Annotated in this window: 16 protein-coding genes and 1 tRNA gene; 10 read left to right on the top strand and 7 right to left on the bottom strand. The window is 52.2% G+C overall.

All coding sequences use genetic code 11. The features are described 5' to 3' along the window. Nucleotides 1-54: 54 nt before the first annotated feature. The 3 genes from dusB to purH are packed head-to-tail and all read left to right on the top strand — an operon-like array spanning nucleotide 55 to nucleotide 3,046. Nucleotides 55-1,095 (top strand): tRNA dihydrouridine synthase DusB, encoded by a 1,041-nt coding sequence (gene dusB, locus ACT3TJ_RS10615; RefSeq protein WP_193056371.1) that lies wholly within the window; start codon nucleotides 55-57, stop codon nucleotides 1,093-1,095. After that, nucleotides 1,092-1,415 (top strand): DNA-binding transcriptional regulator Fis, encoded by a 324-nt coding sequence (fis, locus tag ACT3TJ_RS10610; protein WP_087105564.1) that lies wholly within the window; start codon nucleotides 1,092-1,094, stop codon nucleotides 1,413-1,415. Before dusB ends, fis begins: the two co-directional genes overlap by 4 nt. Nucleotides 1,416-1,465: 50 nt before the next feature. Continuing rightward, nucleotides 1,466-3,046, top strand: coding sequence for a bifunctional phosphoribosylaminoimidazolecarboxamide formyltransferase/IMP cyclohydrolase (purH, locus tag ACT3TJ_RS10605; protein WP_444665724.1), 1,581 nt, complete (start codon nucleotides 1,466-1,468; stop codon nucleotides 3,044-3,046). 92 nt (nucleotides 3,047-3,138) lie between these two features. On the opposite strand, the gene ACT3TJ_RS10600 is transcribed toward purH, so the two are convergent. The 5 genes from ACT3TJ_RS10600 to ACT3TJ_RS10580 form a co-directional block, all read right to left on the bottom strand. After that, nucleotides 3,139-4,596: an NAD-dependent succinate-semialdehyde dehydrogenase gene (locus tag ACT3TJ_RS10600; protein WP_444622019.1), complete on the bottom strand. Its 1,458-nt coding sequence runs from the start codon at nucleotides 4,594-4,596 to the stop codon at nucleotides 3,139-3,141. A gap of 122 nt (nucleotides 4,597-4,718) precedes the next feature. Further along, nucleotides 4,719-5,270 (bottom strand): GTP cyclohydrolase I FolE, encoded by a 552-nt coding sequence (gene folE / locus ACT3TJ_RS10595; RefSeq protein WP_193054364.1) that lies wholly within the window; start codon nucleotides 5,268-5,270, stop codon nucleotides 4,719-4,721. 237 nt (nucleotides 5,271-5,507) lie between these two features. Further along, nucleotides 5,508-6,482, bottom strand: a complete 975-nt coding sequence (locus ACT3TJ_RS10590; protein WP_444622020.1) for a serine/threonine protein kinase — start codon at nucleotides 6,480-6,482, stop codon at nucleotides 5,508-5,510. A gap of 199 nt (nucleotides 6,483-6,681) precedes the next feature. Next, nucleotides 6,682-7,311, bottom strand: coding sequence for a hypothetical protein (locus tag ACT3TJ_RS10585; RefSeq protein ID WP_172116511.1), 630 nt, complete (start codon nucleotides 7,309-7,311; stop codon nucleotides 6,682-6,684). A 164-nt stretch (nucleotides 7,312-7,475) separates the two neighbouring features. Continuing rightward, nucleotides 7,476-7,560 (bottom strand) — tRNA-Leu (locus ACT3TJ_RS10580). An 87-nt stretch (nucleotides 7,561-7,647) separates the two neighbouring features. Here ACT3TJ_RS10580 and ACT3TJ_RS10575 point away from each other — a divergent pair. Next, the gene (locus ACT3TJ_RS10575) at nucleotides 7,648-8,361 is read left to right on the top strand and encodes a double zinc ribbon domain-containing protein (protein ID WP_444622021.1); all 714 of its coding nucleotides are present in this window, start codon (nucleotides 7,648-7,650) and stop codon (nucleotides 8,359-8,361) included. Between the two features lie 33 nt (nucleotides 8,362-8,394). Here the strand turns inward: ACT3TJ_RS10575 and ACT3TJ_RS10570 are convergent, their stop codons facing one another. Next, complete coding sequence (locus tag ACT3TJ_RS10570; protein WP_444622022.1) at nucleotides 8,395-9,156, bottom strand: SDR family oxidoreductase; 762 nt, start codon at nucleotides 9,154-9,156, stop codon at nucleotides 8,395-8,397. Nucleotides 9,157-9,311: 155 nt separating this feature from the next. Here ACT3TJ_RS10570 and ACT3TJ_RS10565 point away from each other — a divergent pair, with 155 nt between their 5' ends. The 6 genes from ACT3TJ_RS10565 to ACT3TJ_RS10540 all read left to right on the top strand — a co-directional run bounded on the left by ACT3TJ_RS10565 (nucleotide 9,312) and on the right by ACT3TJ_RS10540 (nucleotide 16,107). Further along, entirely contained in the window at nucleotides 9,312-9,812 is a 501-nt protein-coding gene (locus tag ACT3TJ_RS10565; RefSeq protein ID WP_193056363.1) for an FxsA family protein, read from the top strand. A gap of 240 nt (nucleotides 9,813-10,052) precedes the next feature. Beyond that, nucleotides 10,053-10,346: a co-chaperone GroES gene (locus tag ACT3TJ_RS10560; RefSeq protein ID WP_018916005.1), complete on the top strand. Its 294-nt coding sequence runs from the start codon at nucleotides 10,053-10,055 to the stop codon at nucleotides 10,344-10,346. 58 nt (nucleotides 10,347-10,404) lie between these two features. Then, on the top strand, nucleotides 10,405-12,048 hold the full coding sequence (gene groL, locus ACT3TJ_RS10555) for a chaperonin GroEL (RefSeq protein WP_172116507.1): 1,644 nt from the start codon (nucleotides 10,405-10,407) through the stop codon (nucleotides 12,046-12,048). Between the two features lie 1,026 nt (nucleotides 12,049-13,074). Continuing rightward, entirely contained in the window at nucleotides 13,075-14,742 is a 1,668-nt protein-coding gene (gene ltrA, locus ACT3TJ_RS10550; RefSeq protein WP_444622023.1) for a group II intron reverse transcriptase/maturase, read from the top strand. Nucleotides 14,743-14,790: 48 nt separating this feature from the next. Beyond that, on the top strand, nucleotides 14,791-15,090 hold the full coding sequence (locus ACT3TJ_RS10545; protein WP_444622024.1) for a hypothetical protein: 300 nt from the start codon (nucleotides 14,791-14,793) through the stop codon (nucleotides 15,088-15,090). A 279-nt stretch (nucleotides 15,091-15,369) separates the two neighbouring features. After that, a complete protein-coding gene (locus tag ACT3TJ_RS10540) occupies nucleotides 15,370-16,107 on the top strand; it encodes an RNA methyltransferase (protein WP_444622025.1) in 738 nt (245 codons plus the stop codon). Nucleotides 16,108-16,188: 81 nt separating this feature from the next. Here the strand turns inward: ACT3TJ_RS10540 and ACT3TJ_RS10535 are convergent, their stop codons facing one another. Continuing rightward, nucleotides 16,189-17,535 (bottom strand): Na+/H+ antiporter family protein, encoded by a 1,347-nt coding sequence (locus ACT3TJ_RS10535; RefSeq protein WP_192526485.1) that lies wholly within the window; start codon nucleotides 17,533-17,535, stop codon nucleotides 16,189-16,191. Nucleotides 17,536-17,749: the final 214 nt, after the last annotated feature.

Below are 17,749 nucleotides of genomic sequence, written 5' to 3'. Positions count from 1 at the left end.
GCGTATCATACGCCCCCCTGAACGCCTACTCGCTTATCCAGCAGCGCAAACTCCATGACATTAGCCACGCAACAATCGACATCTATCGGCCCTTACAGCTTGCCCAATCAGGTCATACTGGCGCCGATGGCAGGCGTGACCGACCGCCCTTTTCGCCAGCTTTGCCGGCGGCTGGGCGCTGGCTGGGTAGTAGGCGAAATGGTCACCTCAGACCCCAGCCTGTGGCATACCCGAAAGTCCCAACTGCGGATGGACCATACGGGTGAGCCCGACCCACGGGTCGTGCAAATTGCCGGTGGCGACGCCCAGATGCTTGCTCAGGCGGCACGCCTTAACGTCGAACTGGGCGCCCAGATTATCGATATCAATATGGGCTGCCCGGCAAAGAAGGTCTGCAACAAGGCGGCTGGCTCAGCGCTACTGCGCGATGAGGCCTTGGTAGCCGATATTTTAGATGCGGTGGTCAAGGCGGTGGATGTGCCGGTTACCTTGAAAATCCGTACCGGTTGGTGCGCCGAATCCAACAATGGCGTGAGAATTGCTCGATTGGCAGAAGATGCAGGCATTCAGGCGCTCGCCGTTCATGGCCGACATCGCGAACAGCGCTATACTGGTTGGGCAGAGTACGACACGATCGCCGATATCAAATCGTGTCTGTCCATCCCAGTGATTGCCAATGGTGATATTACAAGTCCTGAAAAAGCAGCCGATGTCCTACGCTATACCGGCGCGAATGCGGTAATGATTGGACGTGGCGCCCAGGGTAATCCTTGGATTTTCAAGCAAATAACCCATTATCTACAGCATGGCGAGCAGTTGGCTTTGCCAAACCTGGAGGAGCGTCGTCACGTGCTGGTCGGGCACGTAGCGGCGCTGCACGCCTTTTATGGCGACACAATGGGTGTACGCATTGCGCGCAAGCATATTGGCTGGTATCTCGAAAGTGATCTGCGCTTTTGCGATACAAAACGCCGCGAGCTAAAACAGCAATTCAATGCGCTGGCATCACCTGAAACACAATTTGATTGGATTAACGACGCCATGGCGTTTGACGCAGACAAGCGTCTATTAGCCAAAGGAACCCATGCTGCATGAACGAACGCGATCTTCTTTCTAGCGAGTTACCCTCGCGACTAGCGGGTACGCTCGCTGACCCAGCGGCAAGCGCCCCGCCGCAGCCGTTAAGAGAGGCCGTGGAGTCTGCCATGCGCCGCTACTTCGAGCATCTCGATGGCAGTCAGGCCACCGACCTGTACGCCATGGTGATGGCCGAAGTAGAAGCGCCGCTGCTGGCCTGCGTGCTGGAGCATACCGAAGGCAACCAGACACGCGCCGCTGATGTACTGGGATTAAACCGCGGTACACTGCGCAAGAAACTCAAGATTTACGGTCTTATCGAAGGTGACGCCCCATAACCATGGGGCGTTGTTGTTTTTATTGTTCCACTCTGCACACGAGCTTATTCATGGTTGATAGTACCGCTACTCCTGTTCGCCGCGCGCTGTTAAGCGTGTCCGATAAAACGGGTATTGTTGAGTTTGCCCGCAGCCTTACCGAGCGCGGCATTGAGCTACTGTCCACGGGCGGCACCTTCCGCTTGTTACAGGAAAACGCCATCCCGGTCACCGAAGTATCCGAACATACGGGCTTCCCTGAGATCATGGATGGCCGAGTGAAAACGCTGCATCCTAAAATTCACGGCGGTATTCTGGCGCGCCGTGGTCAAGATGACGCAGTAATGGCTGACAACGATATCACCCCGATTGATATGGTCGTGGTTAATCTCTACCCGTTTGCAGCCACTGTTGCCAAACCTGACTGCAGCCTGGAAGACGCCATCGAAAATATCGATATTGGCGGCCCCACCATGGTCCGTGCCTGCGCTAAAAACCACGCGTACACCACCATCGTCGTTAACGCCGACGACTACACGCGCGTGCTTGAAGAACTGGCCGCCAATGATGGCCAAGTGAGCACCGCCACACGCTTTGACCTTGCGGTTAAAGCGTTTGAGCACACCGCGGGCTACGACGGCGCTATTGCCGAGTACTTGGGCCGTAAAGTCAGCGAGAGCGATGCCACCTTCGCGCGTACCTTTAATCTTCAGTTGCATAAAAAGCAGGACATGCGCTACGGCGAAAATCCGCATCAGCAGGCCGCCTTTTACGTTGACCCTGCAGCATCTGAACCCAGTGTTGCGACAGCCACTATGCTGCAAGGCAAACCGCTTTCGTTTAACAATGTTGCCGATACCGATGCGGCTTTTGAGTGCGTCAAGGCGTTTGATGAAACGGCGTGCGTGATTGTTAAACACGCTAACCCCTGTGGCGTTGCCATCGGCGCTACGGCGCTTGAGGCTTATGACAAAGCGTTTGCAACCGACCCTACCAGTGCTTTCGGCGGCATTATTGCCTTCAACACACCGCTTGAAGCCGATACCGTGCGCGCAATTGTTGACCGTCAGTTTGTTGAGGTCATTATTGCACCCGGGGTGAGCGATGAGGCCGTTGCGATTATCGCTGAAAAGAAAAATGTCCGCCTACTGGATGTCAGCGCTCATTGGCCTGGCAACCTCCAGCCCGCCTTTGATTTCAAGCGGGTTAACGGAGGTTTGCTGGTACAAGAGCGTGACCAGGGCATGGTGACTCGCGACGAGCTTACTGTGGTCAGCGAGCGTGCACCTTCAGAACAGGAACTGCGCGATTTGGCGTTCGCATGGCGCGTTGCCAAATTCGTCAAATCCAATGCCATTGTGTATGCCAAAGCCGGCCAAACCATTGGCGTGGGCGCAGGCCAGATGAGTCGCGTGTACTCCGCTAAAATTGCGGGCATCAAAGCGGCCGACGAAAACCTTTCTGTACCTGGTTCCGTTATGGCGTCTGATGCCTTCTTCCCCTTCCGTGATGGTATTGATGCCGCCGCCGCTGCGGGCATTACCGCCGTTATTCAGCCTGGTGGTTCCATGCGCGACCAGGAAGTGATTGATGCTGCCAACGAAGCGGGCATTGCCATGGTCTTCACCGGAATGCGCCACTTCCGTCACTAAGCTGTGCTTTAGCGCTAGCACCATAAAAACCTCGCAAGCACTGCTTGCGAGGTTTTTTTATGAATATAACGCTCAGAATGCCTTAACCGACACTAGCCAAGGTCAATGCATAAATACTTGGTTTCCAGGTACTCCTCCAGCCCCTGATGACCACCTTCACGGCCAAGCCCTGACGCCTTGACACCACCAAACGGCGCCGACGCATTGGAAATAGCCCCGGTATTAATGCCCACCATGCCGTATTCAAGCGCGTCAGCCACGCGCCATACACGAGCAAGATCGCTGGAGTAGAAATAGGACGCCAGCCCATACTGCGTATCATTGGCCATTTCGATAGCGGTCTCTTCGTCGTCGAACGGGAACACCGCCGCTAGCGGGCCAAACGTCTCTTCCTGAGCAACCTTCATGCTGGCATCGGCAAAGCTGATTAACGTAGGCGTGAAGAAGTTACCGCCTAACGGATGCGGATGACCGCCCAGCAGCAACTCAGCACCTTTATCAATAGCGTCCTGAACGTGTTCACTGACTTTCTTGACCCCATTTTCATCAATGAGCGGGCCAATATTGTTGCCTGGCTGAGCACCATCGCCAACATGCAGCTCACTGTTCATGGCAACCGCGAGCTTTTCGCAAAACGCGTTAATCACACTGGACTGAACTAAAAACCGATTGGTGCAAATGCACGTTTGGCCTGCATTGCGGAACTTGGCTGCCATCGCGCCCTCAACGGCGGCATCAAGGTCAGCATCTTCAAAAACGATAAACGGCGCGTTTCCACCCAGCTCAAGCGATATTTTTTGTACATGCTGCGCCGCTTTTTCCATCAGCGTCCGGCCTACTTCCGTAGAGCCAGTAAAGGTGATTTTGCGCACCTTGGGCGACTGGGTTAGCGCTTCAGCAATGTCAGCGGCGCTGCCTGGCACCACATTAAAGACGCCGCGGGGTATCCCTGCTCGCTCAGCCAATAGCGCCAGCGCCGTTGCCGAGAAAGGCGTTTGGCTAGCGGGCTTAACGATAATGGTACAACCTGCTGCTAGCGCTGCACCTGCTTTACGCGTGATCATCGCTGCGGGGAAATTCCACGGAGTAATCGCTCCTACAACGCCCACCGGCTGCTTGGTTACCACAATACGCTGGTTGGCTTTTGCTGCAGGAATGGTCTCGCCATATACACGCCGCGCCTCTTCGGCAAACCAGCGCAGAAAGCTGGCGGCGTAAGCAATTTCGCCCTCAGCCTCTTTAACCGGTTTACCCTGCTCATAGGTCATCAGCAGTGCAAGGTCGTGCTGATGCTCAAGCATCAGATCATGCCACTTAAGCAACATGTCAGCCCGCTCTTGAGCGGTCAATGCCCGCCAGGCAGGCAAAGCGGCATCAGCCGCGTCAATGGCACGCTCGGTTTCAGCTTTACCTAATCGCGGCATATCCCCCACCGGTTTGCCTGTGGCGGGGTTAATAACGTTAATTTGTTCTCCACTTTCAGCCGCTACCCAACTGCCGTCGATATAGGCAAAGGGGCAATACAGCTGTGTCTCTTTTAGCGCTTCCATGACAGACTCCTGGCCAAAGGATGGCCCTGTGGGCTCATATTTACGCTTTCATGCTAAGACGAAACGGCGTATTTAACCAAGTGTTTGGCAAATATGGTCATCCTGGCCGTGGAGAAATTCGTTTAGTTAATAAGCGTTAGAAATTCCTGGCGCGTCGCGGGGTTGTCACGGAATCCACCCAGCATTACCGATGACGACATGCTCGAATTCTGCTTCTCAACACCGCGCATCATCATGCATAAATGGCGCGCCTCAACGACAACCGCTACTCCTTTCGCACCGGTTACCTGCTGGACGGCATCGGCAATTTCACGAGTCAGGCTTTCCTGAATCTGCATACGCCGCGCATACATATCAACGATGCGCGCAAATTTGGAAAGCCCTAATACCTTGCCATCAGGTAAGTAGGCAATATGGCACTTGCCAATAAACGGCAATAAGTGGTGCTCACACATTGAGTAAAGCTCAATGTTTTTTACTAACACCATTTCATCGGTCTTCGATTCAAACACCGCGCCGTTGATAATCTCTTCCAGCGACTGCTGATAGCCCGCGTTTAAAAACTGCATGGCTTTGGCTGCACGCTTTGGTGTATCCCGCAGCCCTTCGCGGTCCGGGTTTTCGCCAAGGGCGGTAATAATTTGGCGATAGTGCTGGGCGATATCGTCGGTCATAGTCATTCTCATTAAAGCGGTGCCCGCTCACTCGCTCGTTATTGCTTTATCAAGTAACCAGCACGCAAGCAAAACAACCTTACAAAACAATGCCCAAGCATACAGAAACCACTAAACGTACCAAAGGCGATTTATGCACTTATTTTAACGTACCTGGCCACTCGGTGGCAGCGTCGCAACGACTTTTAAGGCGCTGAACGTATAATTTTTACGACAACAGAGGGGTCAAAAGATCTATTAAGCTAACCAAACAGGACGCTCAAGCTGTAAACACTGCTGTTCTAACTGACGGATATGCTGATCCCAGTAGCCGCTATCTGCCATCCAGGGAAAAGCACGCGGAAACGCCGGATCGTCCCAGCGCGAAACCAACCAGGCGCTATGCCGAATCAAGCGATAAGCCCTTAGCGGCTCAATGAGCGACATCTGCTCATGAGGAAACGCTAGTGACTCCTCATAGCCTTCACTAATCTCACTTAGCTGCGCCCGCCAGCTATCCGGCTCATCAGTGGGCAGCAACATCCATATATCCTGTATGGCGGGCGCCATCGCACAGTCATCAAAATCGACCAGGGAAAAATGCTCATCTCGGCCCAATACGTTCCCTAAATGACAATCACCGTGGCAACGTATTAACGATGCTGGGTCCAACGCCTTGGGCGCCAACCGATGCTGCAGCTTTTGAATCACCGCGTCATACGCCCGAAGCTGAAACTTGTCGAGCCATTGGCTGCCCACAACGCGCTGCCGTGCCTCTTCTATACCGCTTTCCAGCTCCATGCGCGGGCGGTGTTGAAATACCTTGCGCTGCGATACGTTATGCAGCTGGCCTAACACTTCGCCCAGCGCAAAGAGGTGTTCAGGATTATCAAGCTCAGGCGCCTGGCCTGCACACTGGGGGAAAAGAGCAAAGCGAAACGCTGCGTAATGATGCAATGACTGCCCCGCGCTATTACGCCAGGGTGCGACAACCGACACCCCGGCCTCGCTTAATTCCTTTAAAAAATCATGCTCCTCTTGAATCGCAGCATCCGACCAGCGCTCGGGACGGTAAAACTTGATTACCCAGTGACGGGCATCATCATCACGAAACATCAATACACGGTTTTCATAACTGTTGAGCGCAAAAGGCTCGCCTGCGGGCCAAATATCAACCGATTCGGCCGCCGACATAACCGTGTCGGGCGAAAGCGCACTAAAAGGATGTGACATGGATCGCTCCTGCATAACGGGGCGCCTATCTTATCAACTATTGCATGGAAACGTTCTGACGAACGCCCCACTATCGATGCACTGAGCCTTTGCTTTTAGTACACCTTCTTCGGGGAACGCCTGGAGGAAAAGGGCACGAAGATAACAACACATAGCTTTAAACCGTGCAGTCTGGAGAAATTTACATGACAAAAGCAGGCTAATCTGATTTATGTATTTCTATATTTTGTGCCCAACTTAAGACACGTTTACGATCGCGCCTGCTATTCATACGATGTGTATCCACGTCACAAGGGTTGAGCTGTCGAGCGGGCTCAGCCGAAATATCAAGATGAAAATGGCGTGCGGCACCAACCGGCATGTCTTCTGAGCCATAGATGGCAATCACCCGAATTTCAAGCTGAGGTTTCTGCTGTTTAATGGTGTCTTCTTTTAAATCCCAGTGCTGAAGGAGCCGCTTCAGTATCCTGTCAAATGACTGAATATGAATGTAATCACCTGAATTAAGCGGGCCCTGGTGGGTACGGAAAGCGGCTTCATGCTCTTCATCGCCCTGCTGTTGGTATTCAACAATATCGAGTTCGTAATCTCTTTCCTGGGCATGTAGCACAGCCACCAGGTGCTGAATATAGATAGCCTCATTGCTCATATTACTTATTAAGCACAAGGCCTCCAGCCCAACGCCCTTGCCCCGGTTAATAATAATTCGCGGACGTCGCTGCCGAACATAGCCGTTATAAAGAAGCTGAGCATAGAAAACCCAAACAAACAGGGTAAGGACGCTGGCAATAGCAGAAATTGCCTGGGCGTGCTCATTGAGCCATCCCATGATTGAGATCCTTCTCAAAGCAATAATGAAATATCAAGCTAGCGCAACCGCGAGCAAAAGTCAGGCGGGCAGGAAGGAGGGTAGCGAAAAATAGACACAAAAAAATCGGCAAGCAGATGCTGGCCGATTGATATTTAAGCAATAACTATGAGATAACAAGTAATTGGTGCGGATGGGGAGACTCGAACTCCCACACCTTACGGCACTAGAACCTAAATCTAGCGTGTCTACCAATTCCACCACATCCGCAGAAGACGAGACGTATATTATATATATGCGGTGCAAAAGTCAACGCTATCATCCAACATAATTATTCAAAAGCATTCCAGGAGCAGTATGCGTTTAAGGTCAACGTGGCAGCAAGCGGCCCATAAGGAACTTCAAAAGGCATTGCCGGGCTACTGCGCCTTTTGTTTAATGCCAGCGGGTCGAGGCTTAGGCTGGTGCCAAACTTGTTTTACTGAATTACCCTGGAACGTTTCAAGTTGCGAACAATGTGCCGAGCCCCTGGATCATCCAACACAACGACGCTGTGGGCACTGCTTACTTGATCCGCCCCTGGTCACTCACGCCCATGCTGCTTTGCTTTTTCAAGCATCGATTAAAGAGCTGCTGCACGATTTCAAATTCAAGGCATCTCCTCGTGCTGGGATGCTGCTGGTAGAGCTTATGCTGGCGAGCATACCCGACGACCCAGGCACTGCCTTGGTAGCAGTCCCCATGCATCGCAAACGAGCACGCGAGCGAGGGTTCAATCAAGCTCGATGGTTGGCGGAGCAACTGGCAAAGCGTACAGGCCTTGTCGTGCTGGAAGCTCAATGCAATAAGCTGGTCGCTTCCCAGCGTAGCTTAAACCGACACGAACGGGCGGCTAATTTACACGGAGCCTTTTCAATCAAAGCACTACTCCCAGCACATATAACGCTGATTGATGATGTAATCACTACCGGTGCAACCATCAATGCATTAGCGAACGTTGCCCAACAAGCAGGTGCCACACGCATCGATAGCTGGGCAGTCGCCAGGACGCCGCTGGGCAATAGAGGATGATGCAAAAAAGGCCAAGTGATAGCTCAGGTGATACTAAAGCCGCAAGCCGCCATCGCACTCAATAATACGCGCGCTAAAATAGTCGTTATCAAATATAAACGCGACACTTTTGGCAATATCATCCGGCTCCCCCAAGTGCTTTAACGGCACGCTTGAAGAGATCCGCTCTAACATATCAGGGCGCATGGACGCCGTCATTTCGGTCGCAATAAACCCAGGTGCCACGGTGCCGGTGCGGATACCGTAGCGCGCAAGCTCTTTACCCCACGTGACGGTTAACGCATGAACGCCTGCCTTGGCGGCGGCATAGTTGCTTTGCCCCGCATTGCCAGCCCGGGAAATACTCGAAATATTGACAATCACCCCTTCATGTCCGGCCTTGATTATCTGTGTTGCCGCTTCACGGCCGCATAGAAATACGCCGGTTAGATTAACATTGAGGACTTTCTGCCAACTCTCTAGCGACATGCGCTTTTCGACCTGGCCATCACGTGCTTTTACCAGCAAGGCATCTTCGGTAATACCCGCATTATTAACACAACCACTAATGGCACCCATGCGTTTCGCAATATCATCAAACGCCGTGATGACTGACGACTCATCGGCAACATTGACGACAAACGCTTCGGCGTGAATGCCTTGTGACTTAAGGGTTGAGACCGCTTGATCCAACGCTTCAGCACTCCTATCAAGCAGTGCAAGCACGGCACCTTGCTGGCCCAAACGCTCTGCAATGGCATAGCCTAATCCCCGCGCCCCACCCGTTACTGCAATGACTTTATCGGTTAACTGCATCCGTTACTCCTTTAATGTAAGCGTGCATTCAAAATTCGAGTTTATCCAGGAGCGCCCCCTTGTCAGTAAAGGGCTTTCCGGCAAAGACCTGCGGGCGCTTGTTTTTTGCATATTTGACACAATAATGAGCGATTACGCCTGTTACGGAGTCCACCATGCCTATTCTTGTTTTTATTTCCTTGTTTACCTTACTCGATTTTATTTTGCTATTTTCGATTGGCAGTCAAATAGGCTTATTAACCACCCTACTGCTCGTGCTGGCAACCGGTGTTATCGGCCTTCATCTTATTCGTAAAGAGGGTGTGGCCACCTTTTCCCGCGCCCGCCAGCGCATGCAAGCGGGAGAGCTACCGTCCAGCGAGCTCCTAACCGGCGCGGCACTTATATTCGGCGGCGCTTTACTGATGGCGCCCGGCTTTCTTTCTGACCTGCTGGGTATTGCTTGCTTGCTCCCCACCGCTCGGCAGCTTATGTACAACGCATTAATGTGGCTGGGTTTAAAAACCAGCAGGAATAGCGAGCAAGCAAAATCTACCAAAACGCATCGTCGTGAAGGCACGGCTTACCACGAAAATAGCCACTCCAATGCTAATACCTCACATAAAGAGACTCCCCTGGAAGGCGATTTCATTAGCCGTGATGAAACTACCCGGTGACGCTAGCCTGCATTAGCAAGAAAAAATCCAACAAAAGACACTTTTTTCACTGCCACCCCCTTGAAAGGGCTACTGAAGCCCCCACTTTTGAACCAGCATACAAATTCGGTGGCGATGGTGACATTGCCACCATTAACAACGAAGGTCGCGAACCTTCATTTCTCGATGGGACATCCTCGAGAATCTTGTTTTAGCTATCTGCCCTATACGGGCCTTGACGATACTCAGGAGAACGTGAGCATGAAAATCCGTCCTTTGCACGATCGCGTCGTTGTTCGTCGCGTGGAAGAAGAACAGAAAACTGCTGGTGGCATCGTTCTGCCAGGCAATGCACAAGAAAAGCCCACGCGTGGCGAAGTTCTTGCAGTAGGCAATGGTCGCATTCTCGATAACGGCGAAGTACGTCCGCTAGACGTTAAAGTTGGCGACAGCGTCATTTTCAAAGATGGCTTCGGCGTTGAGAAGCAAAAAATCGACGGTGAAGAAGTCTTGATCATGAGCGAAGCCGACATCCTGGCGGTCGTTGAAGGCTAATCATCGCCTCGACTACTTACTTTCACCTTTTACAATTCGATTCTAGGAAGTAACGAACATGGCAGCTAAACAAGTTAAGTTTTCTGATGACGCACGCAAACGTATGGCGCATGGCATTGACGTCCTGGCCAACGCGGTAAAAGTTACTCTAGGCCCGAAAGGCCGTAACGTTGTGCTCGACAAATCCTTTGGTGCGCCGACCGTCACCAAAGACGGTGTATCAGTTGCCAAAGAGATCGAACTGAAAGACAAGTTCGAGAACATGGGCGCACAAATGGTGAAAGAAGTTGCGTCTAAAACTTCTGACGCTGCGGGCGACGGTACTACGACAGCTACCGTACTGGCTCAAGCTATTGTTGCTGAAGGCCTGAAAGGCGTAACGGCTGGCATGAACCCGATGGACCTTAAGCGCGGCATCGACCAAGCGGTTACTGCAGCGGTTAAAGAAATCCAGGCAATGTCTGTGCCCTGCACCGATACCAAGTCTATCGCTCAGGTAGGTACTATCTCTGCCAACGGCGACAAGCGCATCGGCGAAATCATCGCTGAAGCGATGGAAAAAGTCGGTAAAGAAGGCGTTATCACTGTCGATGAAGGCCGTGGCTTCGAAGACGAGCTGGAAGTCGTAGAAGGTATGCAGTTTGACCGCGGCTACCTCTCGCCCTACTTCGTTACCAACCAGGACACCATGGCGGTTGAACTTGAAGATCCTTACATCCTGCTAGTGGATAAGAAGATCTCCAACATTCGCGAATTGCTCCCGGTACTGGAAGCCGTTGCCAAGCAAGGCAAACCGCTTGCCATCATCGCTGAAGATATCGAAGGCGAAGCGCTGGCAACGTTGGTTGTGAACAACATGCGCGGCATCGTTAAAGTAGCAGCGGCCAAGGCACCTGGCTTCGGCGACCGTCGTAAAGCCATGCTGCAGGATATCGCCATCCTGACTAACGGCACCGTTATCTCTGAAGAAGTTGGCCTGACACTTGAGCAAGCGACCCTGGATCACCTGGGTACCGCCAAGCGCATGACCATGTCCAAAGAGAACACCACCATCATCGATGGCGCTGGTGCAGAGAACGATATCGAAGCACGCGTTAACCAGATCCGCGCGCAAATCGAAGACACCACTTCTGATTACGACAAAGAGAAGCTGCAAGAGCGCGTTGCCAAACTGGCAGGCGGTGTTGCCGTTATCCGCGTTGGTGCTGCTACCGAAGTAGAGATGAAAGAGAAGAAAGCTCGCGTTGAAGACGCGCTGCACTCTACTCGCGCTGCCGTAGAAGAAGGTGTTGTGCCTGGCGGCGGTACTGCGCTGGTTCGCGTAATGGCCAAAGTACAAGGCTTGACTGGCGATAACGAAGATCAGAACCACGGTATCAACATGGCGCTGCGCGCTATGCAGTCTCCGCTGCGTCAGATCGTTACCAACGCCGGTGAAGAAGCCGCTGTTGTGATCAACCGCGTTAAAGACGGCGAAGGTAACTTCGGCTACAACGCTCAAACGGGTGAGTACGGCGACCTGTTCGAAATGGGTGTTCTTGACCCGGCAAAAGTAACCCGTACTGCGCTGCAGTCTGCTGGTTCCGTGGCTGGTCTGATGATCACCACCGAGTGCATGATCGCTGACGATCCGGAAGAGAAAGAAGCTGCACCGGATATGGGTGGCATGGGCGGAATGGGTGGCATGGGCGGCATGATGTAGTGCGACGAGAGTCGTATAGGTAACTTGCCTAGCGGTCTACACTAGAAGTGGTCACTAACATTACGTTAGTGACCACAACCGCGAAAGAAGTATTTTTAATAAACCCGATGTTCGGGCTGACTCAGTCCGGATATCGGGTATTACCTTAGGGTAAATACCCCTTTCTGGTATGAGTCTGCTCGTACCTTTCGCCTCGGCGATATTCGTACACGCTGAAACATTTTCATTTTTGGAAAATGTGATGTAGCGGGAATACTCGTGTCTATTAATAGGCTTAGCTACCTATCCGGTGCGAAGCTGTATTCTGGATGGTTCCATATGTCTAACCAGTATGTAGCTGGAGCGATGTAAGAGGAACCTGCTGTGTAACCAGCAGTAGCCTAGGGGCAGTGCGTCACCGGTAACGGTGAGGTGCCAAGCGTCCTGACAATGTACTCCCCTTCGGGGTTTGATGTGACCGCGAGGTCCATTGGAGATCCCGCTAGTAGCAGGCAGGTGAGAGGCTAGGCTGGATCATATGACCAACGTAAGTGAACTGCTAAAAAGCACCGTCAGCCGCAAGAAGCGTAAGCTACTGACACGCTTTGACCAAAAGGTACAAGGTCGGCTATCCCTTTTACATCTGGGGATACGTTACCAACAGACCTTCGGTGTATTGGCAGGGTCTAAGTGATCCGTGTCCAGGATATGGAACTCGGAAACCCCGTATTATTGCCTTCCAGGCAGGCAAGCCGTGAGGCGAGCTGTTAATAGTGCGGGATTAGGAGGTTGGAGAAAGCGAATGCCATCCTGTAATGGGATGGATAAGAGGTTAAACGTTCCTCTACCGGAAACGGGGCCCACTTCCAACTGGTCTTTAATCGTGTGATAGCGCTCTAAAGCGCTCAATCATGCTGATATTACGATAAAGGTAGGCGCGGCAAGCTAGCGATCCTATCTCACCCTTGCGGGAGCACATACACTCCCGCTAGGGATCAATGTATCTGTTCTCCGAGGTCGTTTTATTGGCATTCGGAGGACAGCAAGATGAGTACTGTTTTTAATCAAGTACCTGCGTTCTCCCACCCGCCTGAAGGTTGGCACACCATAAATTGGTCTGCCGTCAACAGACAGGTGAGAGGGCTACAAGTGCGGATCGCGAAGGCGACTCGGGAAAAACGTTGGCGTAAGGTGAAAGCCTTGCAACGACTACTTACCCACTCGTTTGGGGCCAGAGCATCGGCCGTTAGACGTGTCACTGAAAACCAGGGCAAGAAAACGCCTGGCGTTGATGGTGAATTGTGGAGCACTCCACAAGCCAAGTGGTTAGCGTTAGGCAGGCTGAAAAGGAAGGGCTATCGCCCTGCCCCATTACGTCGTGTCTATATTCCAAAATCGGACGGCTCACGCCGCCCATTAGGGATACCTACGATGCGGGATCGAGCCATGCAAGCATTACATTTGCTGGCGCTCGAACCAGTTTCAGAAACGGTAGCTGACCGCAATAGCTATGGATTTCGTCCCTGGCGCTCAACGGCCGATGCGATAGAGCAATGCTTTGTCAATTTGAGTCGTAAGTACTCTGCTCAATGGGTGCTGGAAGGCGATATCAAGGGGTGCTTTGACAATATCAGTCACGATTGGCTGCTGGCTAATGTCCCGATGGACACGCAAGTGCTCAAAAAATGGCTGAAAGCGGGATTCATGGAGTCTCAACAACTGTATCCGACAGAGGCAGGAACGCCCCAGGGCGGGATCATCTCTCCGGTATTAGCAAACTTGGCGCTTGATGGGCTTGAAAAGGTTCTGGAATCCCATTTTGGGAGGAAAAACACTAAAGCGAGCTACAAGACCAAGGTTAATTATGTGCGTTACGCCGATGACTTCATCATTACTGGCATCTCGAAAGAGCTGTTGGAAAATGATGTGTTGCCTATCGTTTCTGCCTTCATGGCAGAGCGTGGGTTAGCGTTGTCAGCTAGTAAGACAGTGGTGACGCACATTACAGAAGGCTTTGACTTTCTTGGGCAGAACCTGCGGAAGTACAACGGTAAGCTGTTGATTAAGCCTAGCCGTAAGAACCTGCAAAGACACCTGAGAAAAATCAAGGACATCGTCAAAGTGAACCGTACGTCACGACAAGACATATTGATAAAGCAGCTTAATCCAGTACTACTCGGATGGGCCAACTATCATCGTCACGTGGTGGCTAAGGAGACTTTTGGCTATGTTGACTACCGTATTTGGAAACTCTTGTGGCGCTGGAGCTGTCGGCGTCACGGTAATCGTCAAAAACGCTGGGTGAAAAGGAAGTATTTTCACTCAGTCAAAAACGAGAACTGGGTTTTCCAAAGCACCTTATTGCCTGGCAAGCCAGTACGGTTGTTGAGCAGTAAGGACATCCCGATTGTGCGACATACTAAGATCAGGGCAGAAGCAAACCCTTATGACCCTAGAGACGAGCAGTATTTCGAGGACAAGCTGGAGCGTTCTTGGAAGGCGTCGACGAAAGGTCGTAAGAAACTGCAAACGCTCTGGACTCGGCAAGGTAAACGCTGCCCGATGTGCCGTAGTATTATCACCTGGGAAACGGGTTGGAATGTTCACCATGTGGTGGAGCGGCATAAAGGTGGCGGTGACGAGCTGAGCAATTTGGTACTGTTGCATCCCAATTGCCATCGGCAACATCATCATGAAACAAGTGATCGACAATGACCATTGCCACTGCTAGCATTAATTTTTCTTATGCTAAGGGGCATGGAAATGAGCATCACTAAAAGGTGGATGGAGCAAGAAGAGCATAAATTGAACGTTGCCACTGAGATAGCGATACAAGCTGGAGTTCTAGAAAGATGTGAATTCTGCGAAAGCATCGTGTACCAAACTGGTGAAAACGTCGAGGAAGCTTATAAGCTTGGTAATACTCAGTTTTCAAGAGGTGAACTTGAGGCGTTTGACTCTCGTAAAGAGATGACCGATGCAGTCAAGGCCACCGTTGAAAACCCTGACCATGCCAGCGATTGCTGCCATCACTGTGATGAGATGATGAACGGTGACGACTGAGAAAACAGTCGCCGGCTTGTTTCACTGCGGGCTTATAAAGGCTTGAGCCGTATGCGGGGAAACTCGCACGTACGGTTCTTAGGGGGCGGCGGTGCAGTAATGCACTGCTGCTACCCGACATGCACCCCTGAGCCTACCGCTCTGACGCCTAGCGTCACCAAGAACCCCGCCTTTGCGGGGTTCTTGCTGTTTAACGCCTGCGTAATGCCCACGCGTACCCGGCGTTAAAGCGTGCTACCATCAGCGCCTTTATTAGGCAGCTTTTAGGTCATCATTACCGTGCTTTCCAATATTCGCATTGTACTCGTGCAAACCTTTCATCCTGGCAACATAGGCGCCGCCGCTCGCGCCATGAAAACCATGGGACTAACCAACCTGGTACTGGTTAACCCACGAAGCTTCCCTGATGAAGAGGCCACCCGATTGGCAGCGGGCGCGACGGATGTGCTGGAAAACGCCCGCATGGTTACTAGCCTTGAAGAAGCGGTGCAGGATTGCGTGCAAGTGATTGGCGCAAGCGCCAGATTACGCAGCCTGCCACTTCCCCACTTTGATGAGCCGGATGAAATGGCCGAACAGGTTATTTTAAACGCGGCCAATGCCCCCGTCGCACTCGTTTTTGGCCGTGAGCGTTCGGGCCTAACCAATGGCGAGATTCGCTGCTGCACGCATCAAGTCAGCATACCGGCCAACCCTGAATACGGTATTTTAAACCTTTCTCAAGCCGTGCAGATCCTCGCCTACGAAACCCACCGCGCTTGGCGAAAACGCGCTGGTAACGACTTCACTTACCAGCGCCCTCTTGACGCCACCCCACCCAGCCGCGAGCAGTTTGTGCATTTCCAGGACCACTTGGGCCGCTTGATGCAGCAAAGTGGTTTTCTTACCCAGCCGCATGCGCGCACCGAAGAGCAGCTTCAGGCGCTCTTTGCACGCGCCCAGCCAAGCCGAAAAGAGCTTTCTCTGTTGCGCGGGTTATTAAGCGCCTTTGAAGCTCACTTCCCGAAGCAGCCATAAGCGCTAAAACCAACAAGGGCAGCCATTGGCTGCCCTTGTTGTGACTGCTACTACCGTTTTGAGTGCTGCCCTATAACACTATTAAAGCGTCATGGCCGCCAGCCAACCAAAGGCGATTAATGGCAGGTTGTAATGCAAAAATGTCGGTACAACGCTATCCCAAATGTGGTCGTGCTGCCCGTCCACGTTTAGGCCTGAGGTTGGCCCTAACGTCGAGTCAGATGCTGGTGAACCGGCATCACCCAATGCCGCCGCCGTACCCACCAGCGCCACCGTTGCCATAGGGGAAAAGCCAAACTGTATCGCCAAGGGTACAAAGATCGCGGCAATAATCGGAATCGTCGAGAATGATGATCCAATGCCCAGGGTAATAAAAAGCCCTACCAGCAACATCACTAACGCTGCGACACCTCGGTTATCACCAAAGATATCAAAAGCCCCCGTCACTAACGTATCGATCTCACCCGTGGATTTCATCACTTCGGCAAAACCTGACGCAGAGATCATGATAAAACCGATCAGCGCCATCATCCGCATGCCGCTGGTAAACAGGTCGTCAGCTTCACGCCACTTAAAAATGCCGCCCAAGGAGAGCAAGCCAATCCCGACCAGGCCACCCAAAATCATCGACCCGCTATAAAGCTGCAAGCCAAGCGCTGCCACAATGGCAACACCAGACATTACCAACCCCAAGAGGTGAGGCTCAGCCGGTGTAGAATCCTGCTGATAAGGAGCCGCCGCCAACTCTTTATCCGCATATTCGCGATTACCGCGGTAGCTAAAGAACAGCGCCACTAATAAGCCAATGGCCATACCCCCAACAGGAATGGCCATCGCCATCGGCACCATGCCACGCGTAATCTCCAAGCCAAATGGCGTACCGGCGCTGTTTAAGTTAGCCAACAAAATATCGTTCAAGAAAATTGCGCCGAATCCAACGGGCAATAACATGTAAGGCGCGGTTAGGCCGAACGTTAATGCACAGGCTACCGCTCGACGATCCAACTTCAGACGATTCATAAGGGTAAGCAGTGGAGGAATCAGCACCGGAATAAACGCGATATGCACCGGAATCACGTTTTGCGATGCAATAGCCACTAACAATATGGCGGTGAGCAGCAGCGTTTTCACACGAGCCTGACGCGCGGCCGTTGCCTCCTTGCCCAGCATGGCAATCAATCGGTTCGCCAGCATATCGGGCAAGCCAGAACGCGAGATGGCAACCGCAAACGCACCGAGCGTTGCATAGGCCAGCGCTACTTGCGCTCCCCCGCCAACGCCGTTGTTGAAGGCCTCTAACGTTTGGTCAAGCGTAAGCCCACCCACCAGGCCACCCACTAGCGCACCTACAACCAATGCAAAAACAACTGAGACACGCACAAGAGACAGCACTACCATGACAAGCACGGCAAGAATAACTGCATTCATGAAGATTTCCAGACCGATGACAAGGTGATTAGGACGTGTACGAAAAACAAGCGAATGCCGAATGGCTCACTCAAGAGCCACCATTTCGTACACAGCCTAATATCGAAGGGTGCAAATTTTAGCAGATAGCGCGCTTACAAAAAGCATCCATCAGTTATTTCTCTGCTGTTGCTAATGTTTTGGCATATAGAGGCATCTCTGTACGTTTGCGAGC

This window comes from Halomonas sp. AOP30-A1-24 (assembly GCF_052378165.1).
In the GTDB taxonomy this organism is placed as follows: domain Bacteria; phylum Pseudomonadota; class Gammaproteobacteria; order Pseudomonadales; family Halomonadaceae; genus Vreelandella; species Vreelandella citrativorans.
This window is presented reverse-complemented; position numbering and strand designations above follow the sequence as displayed.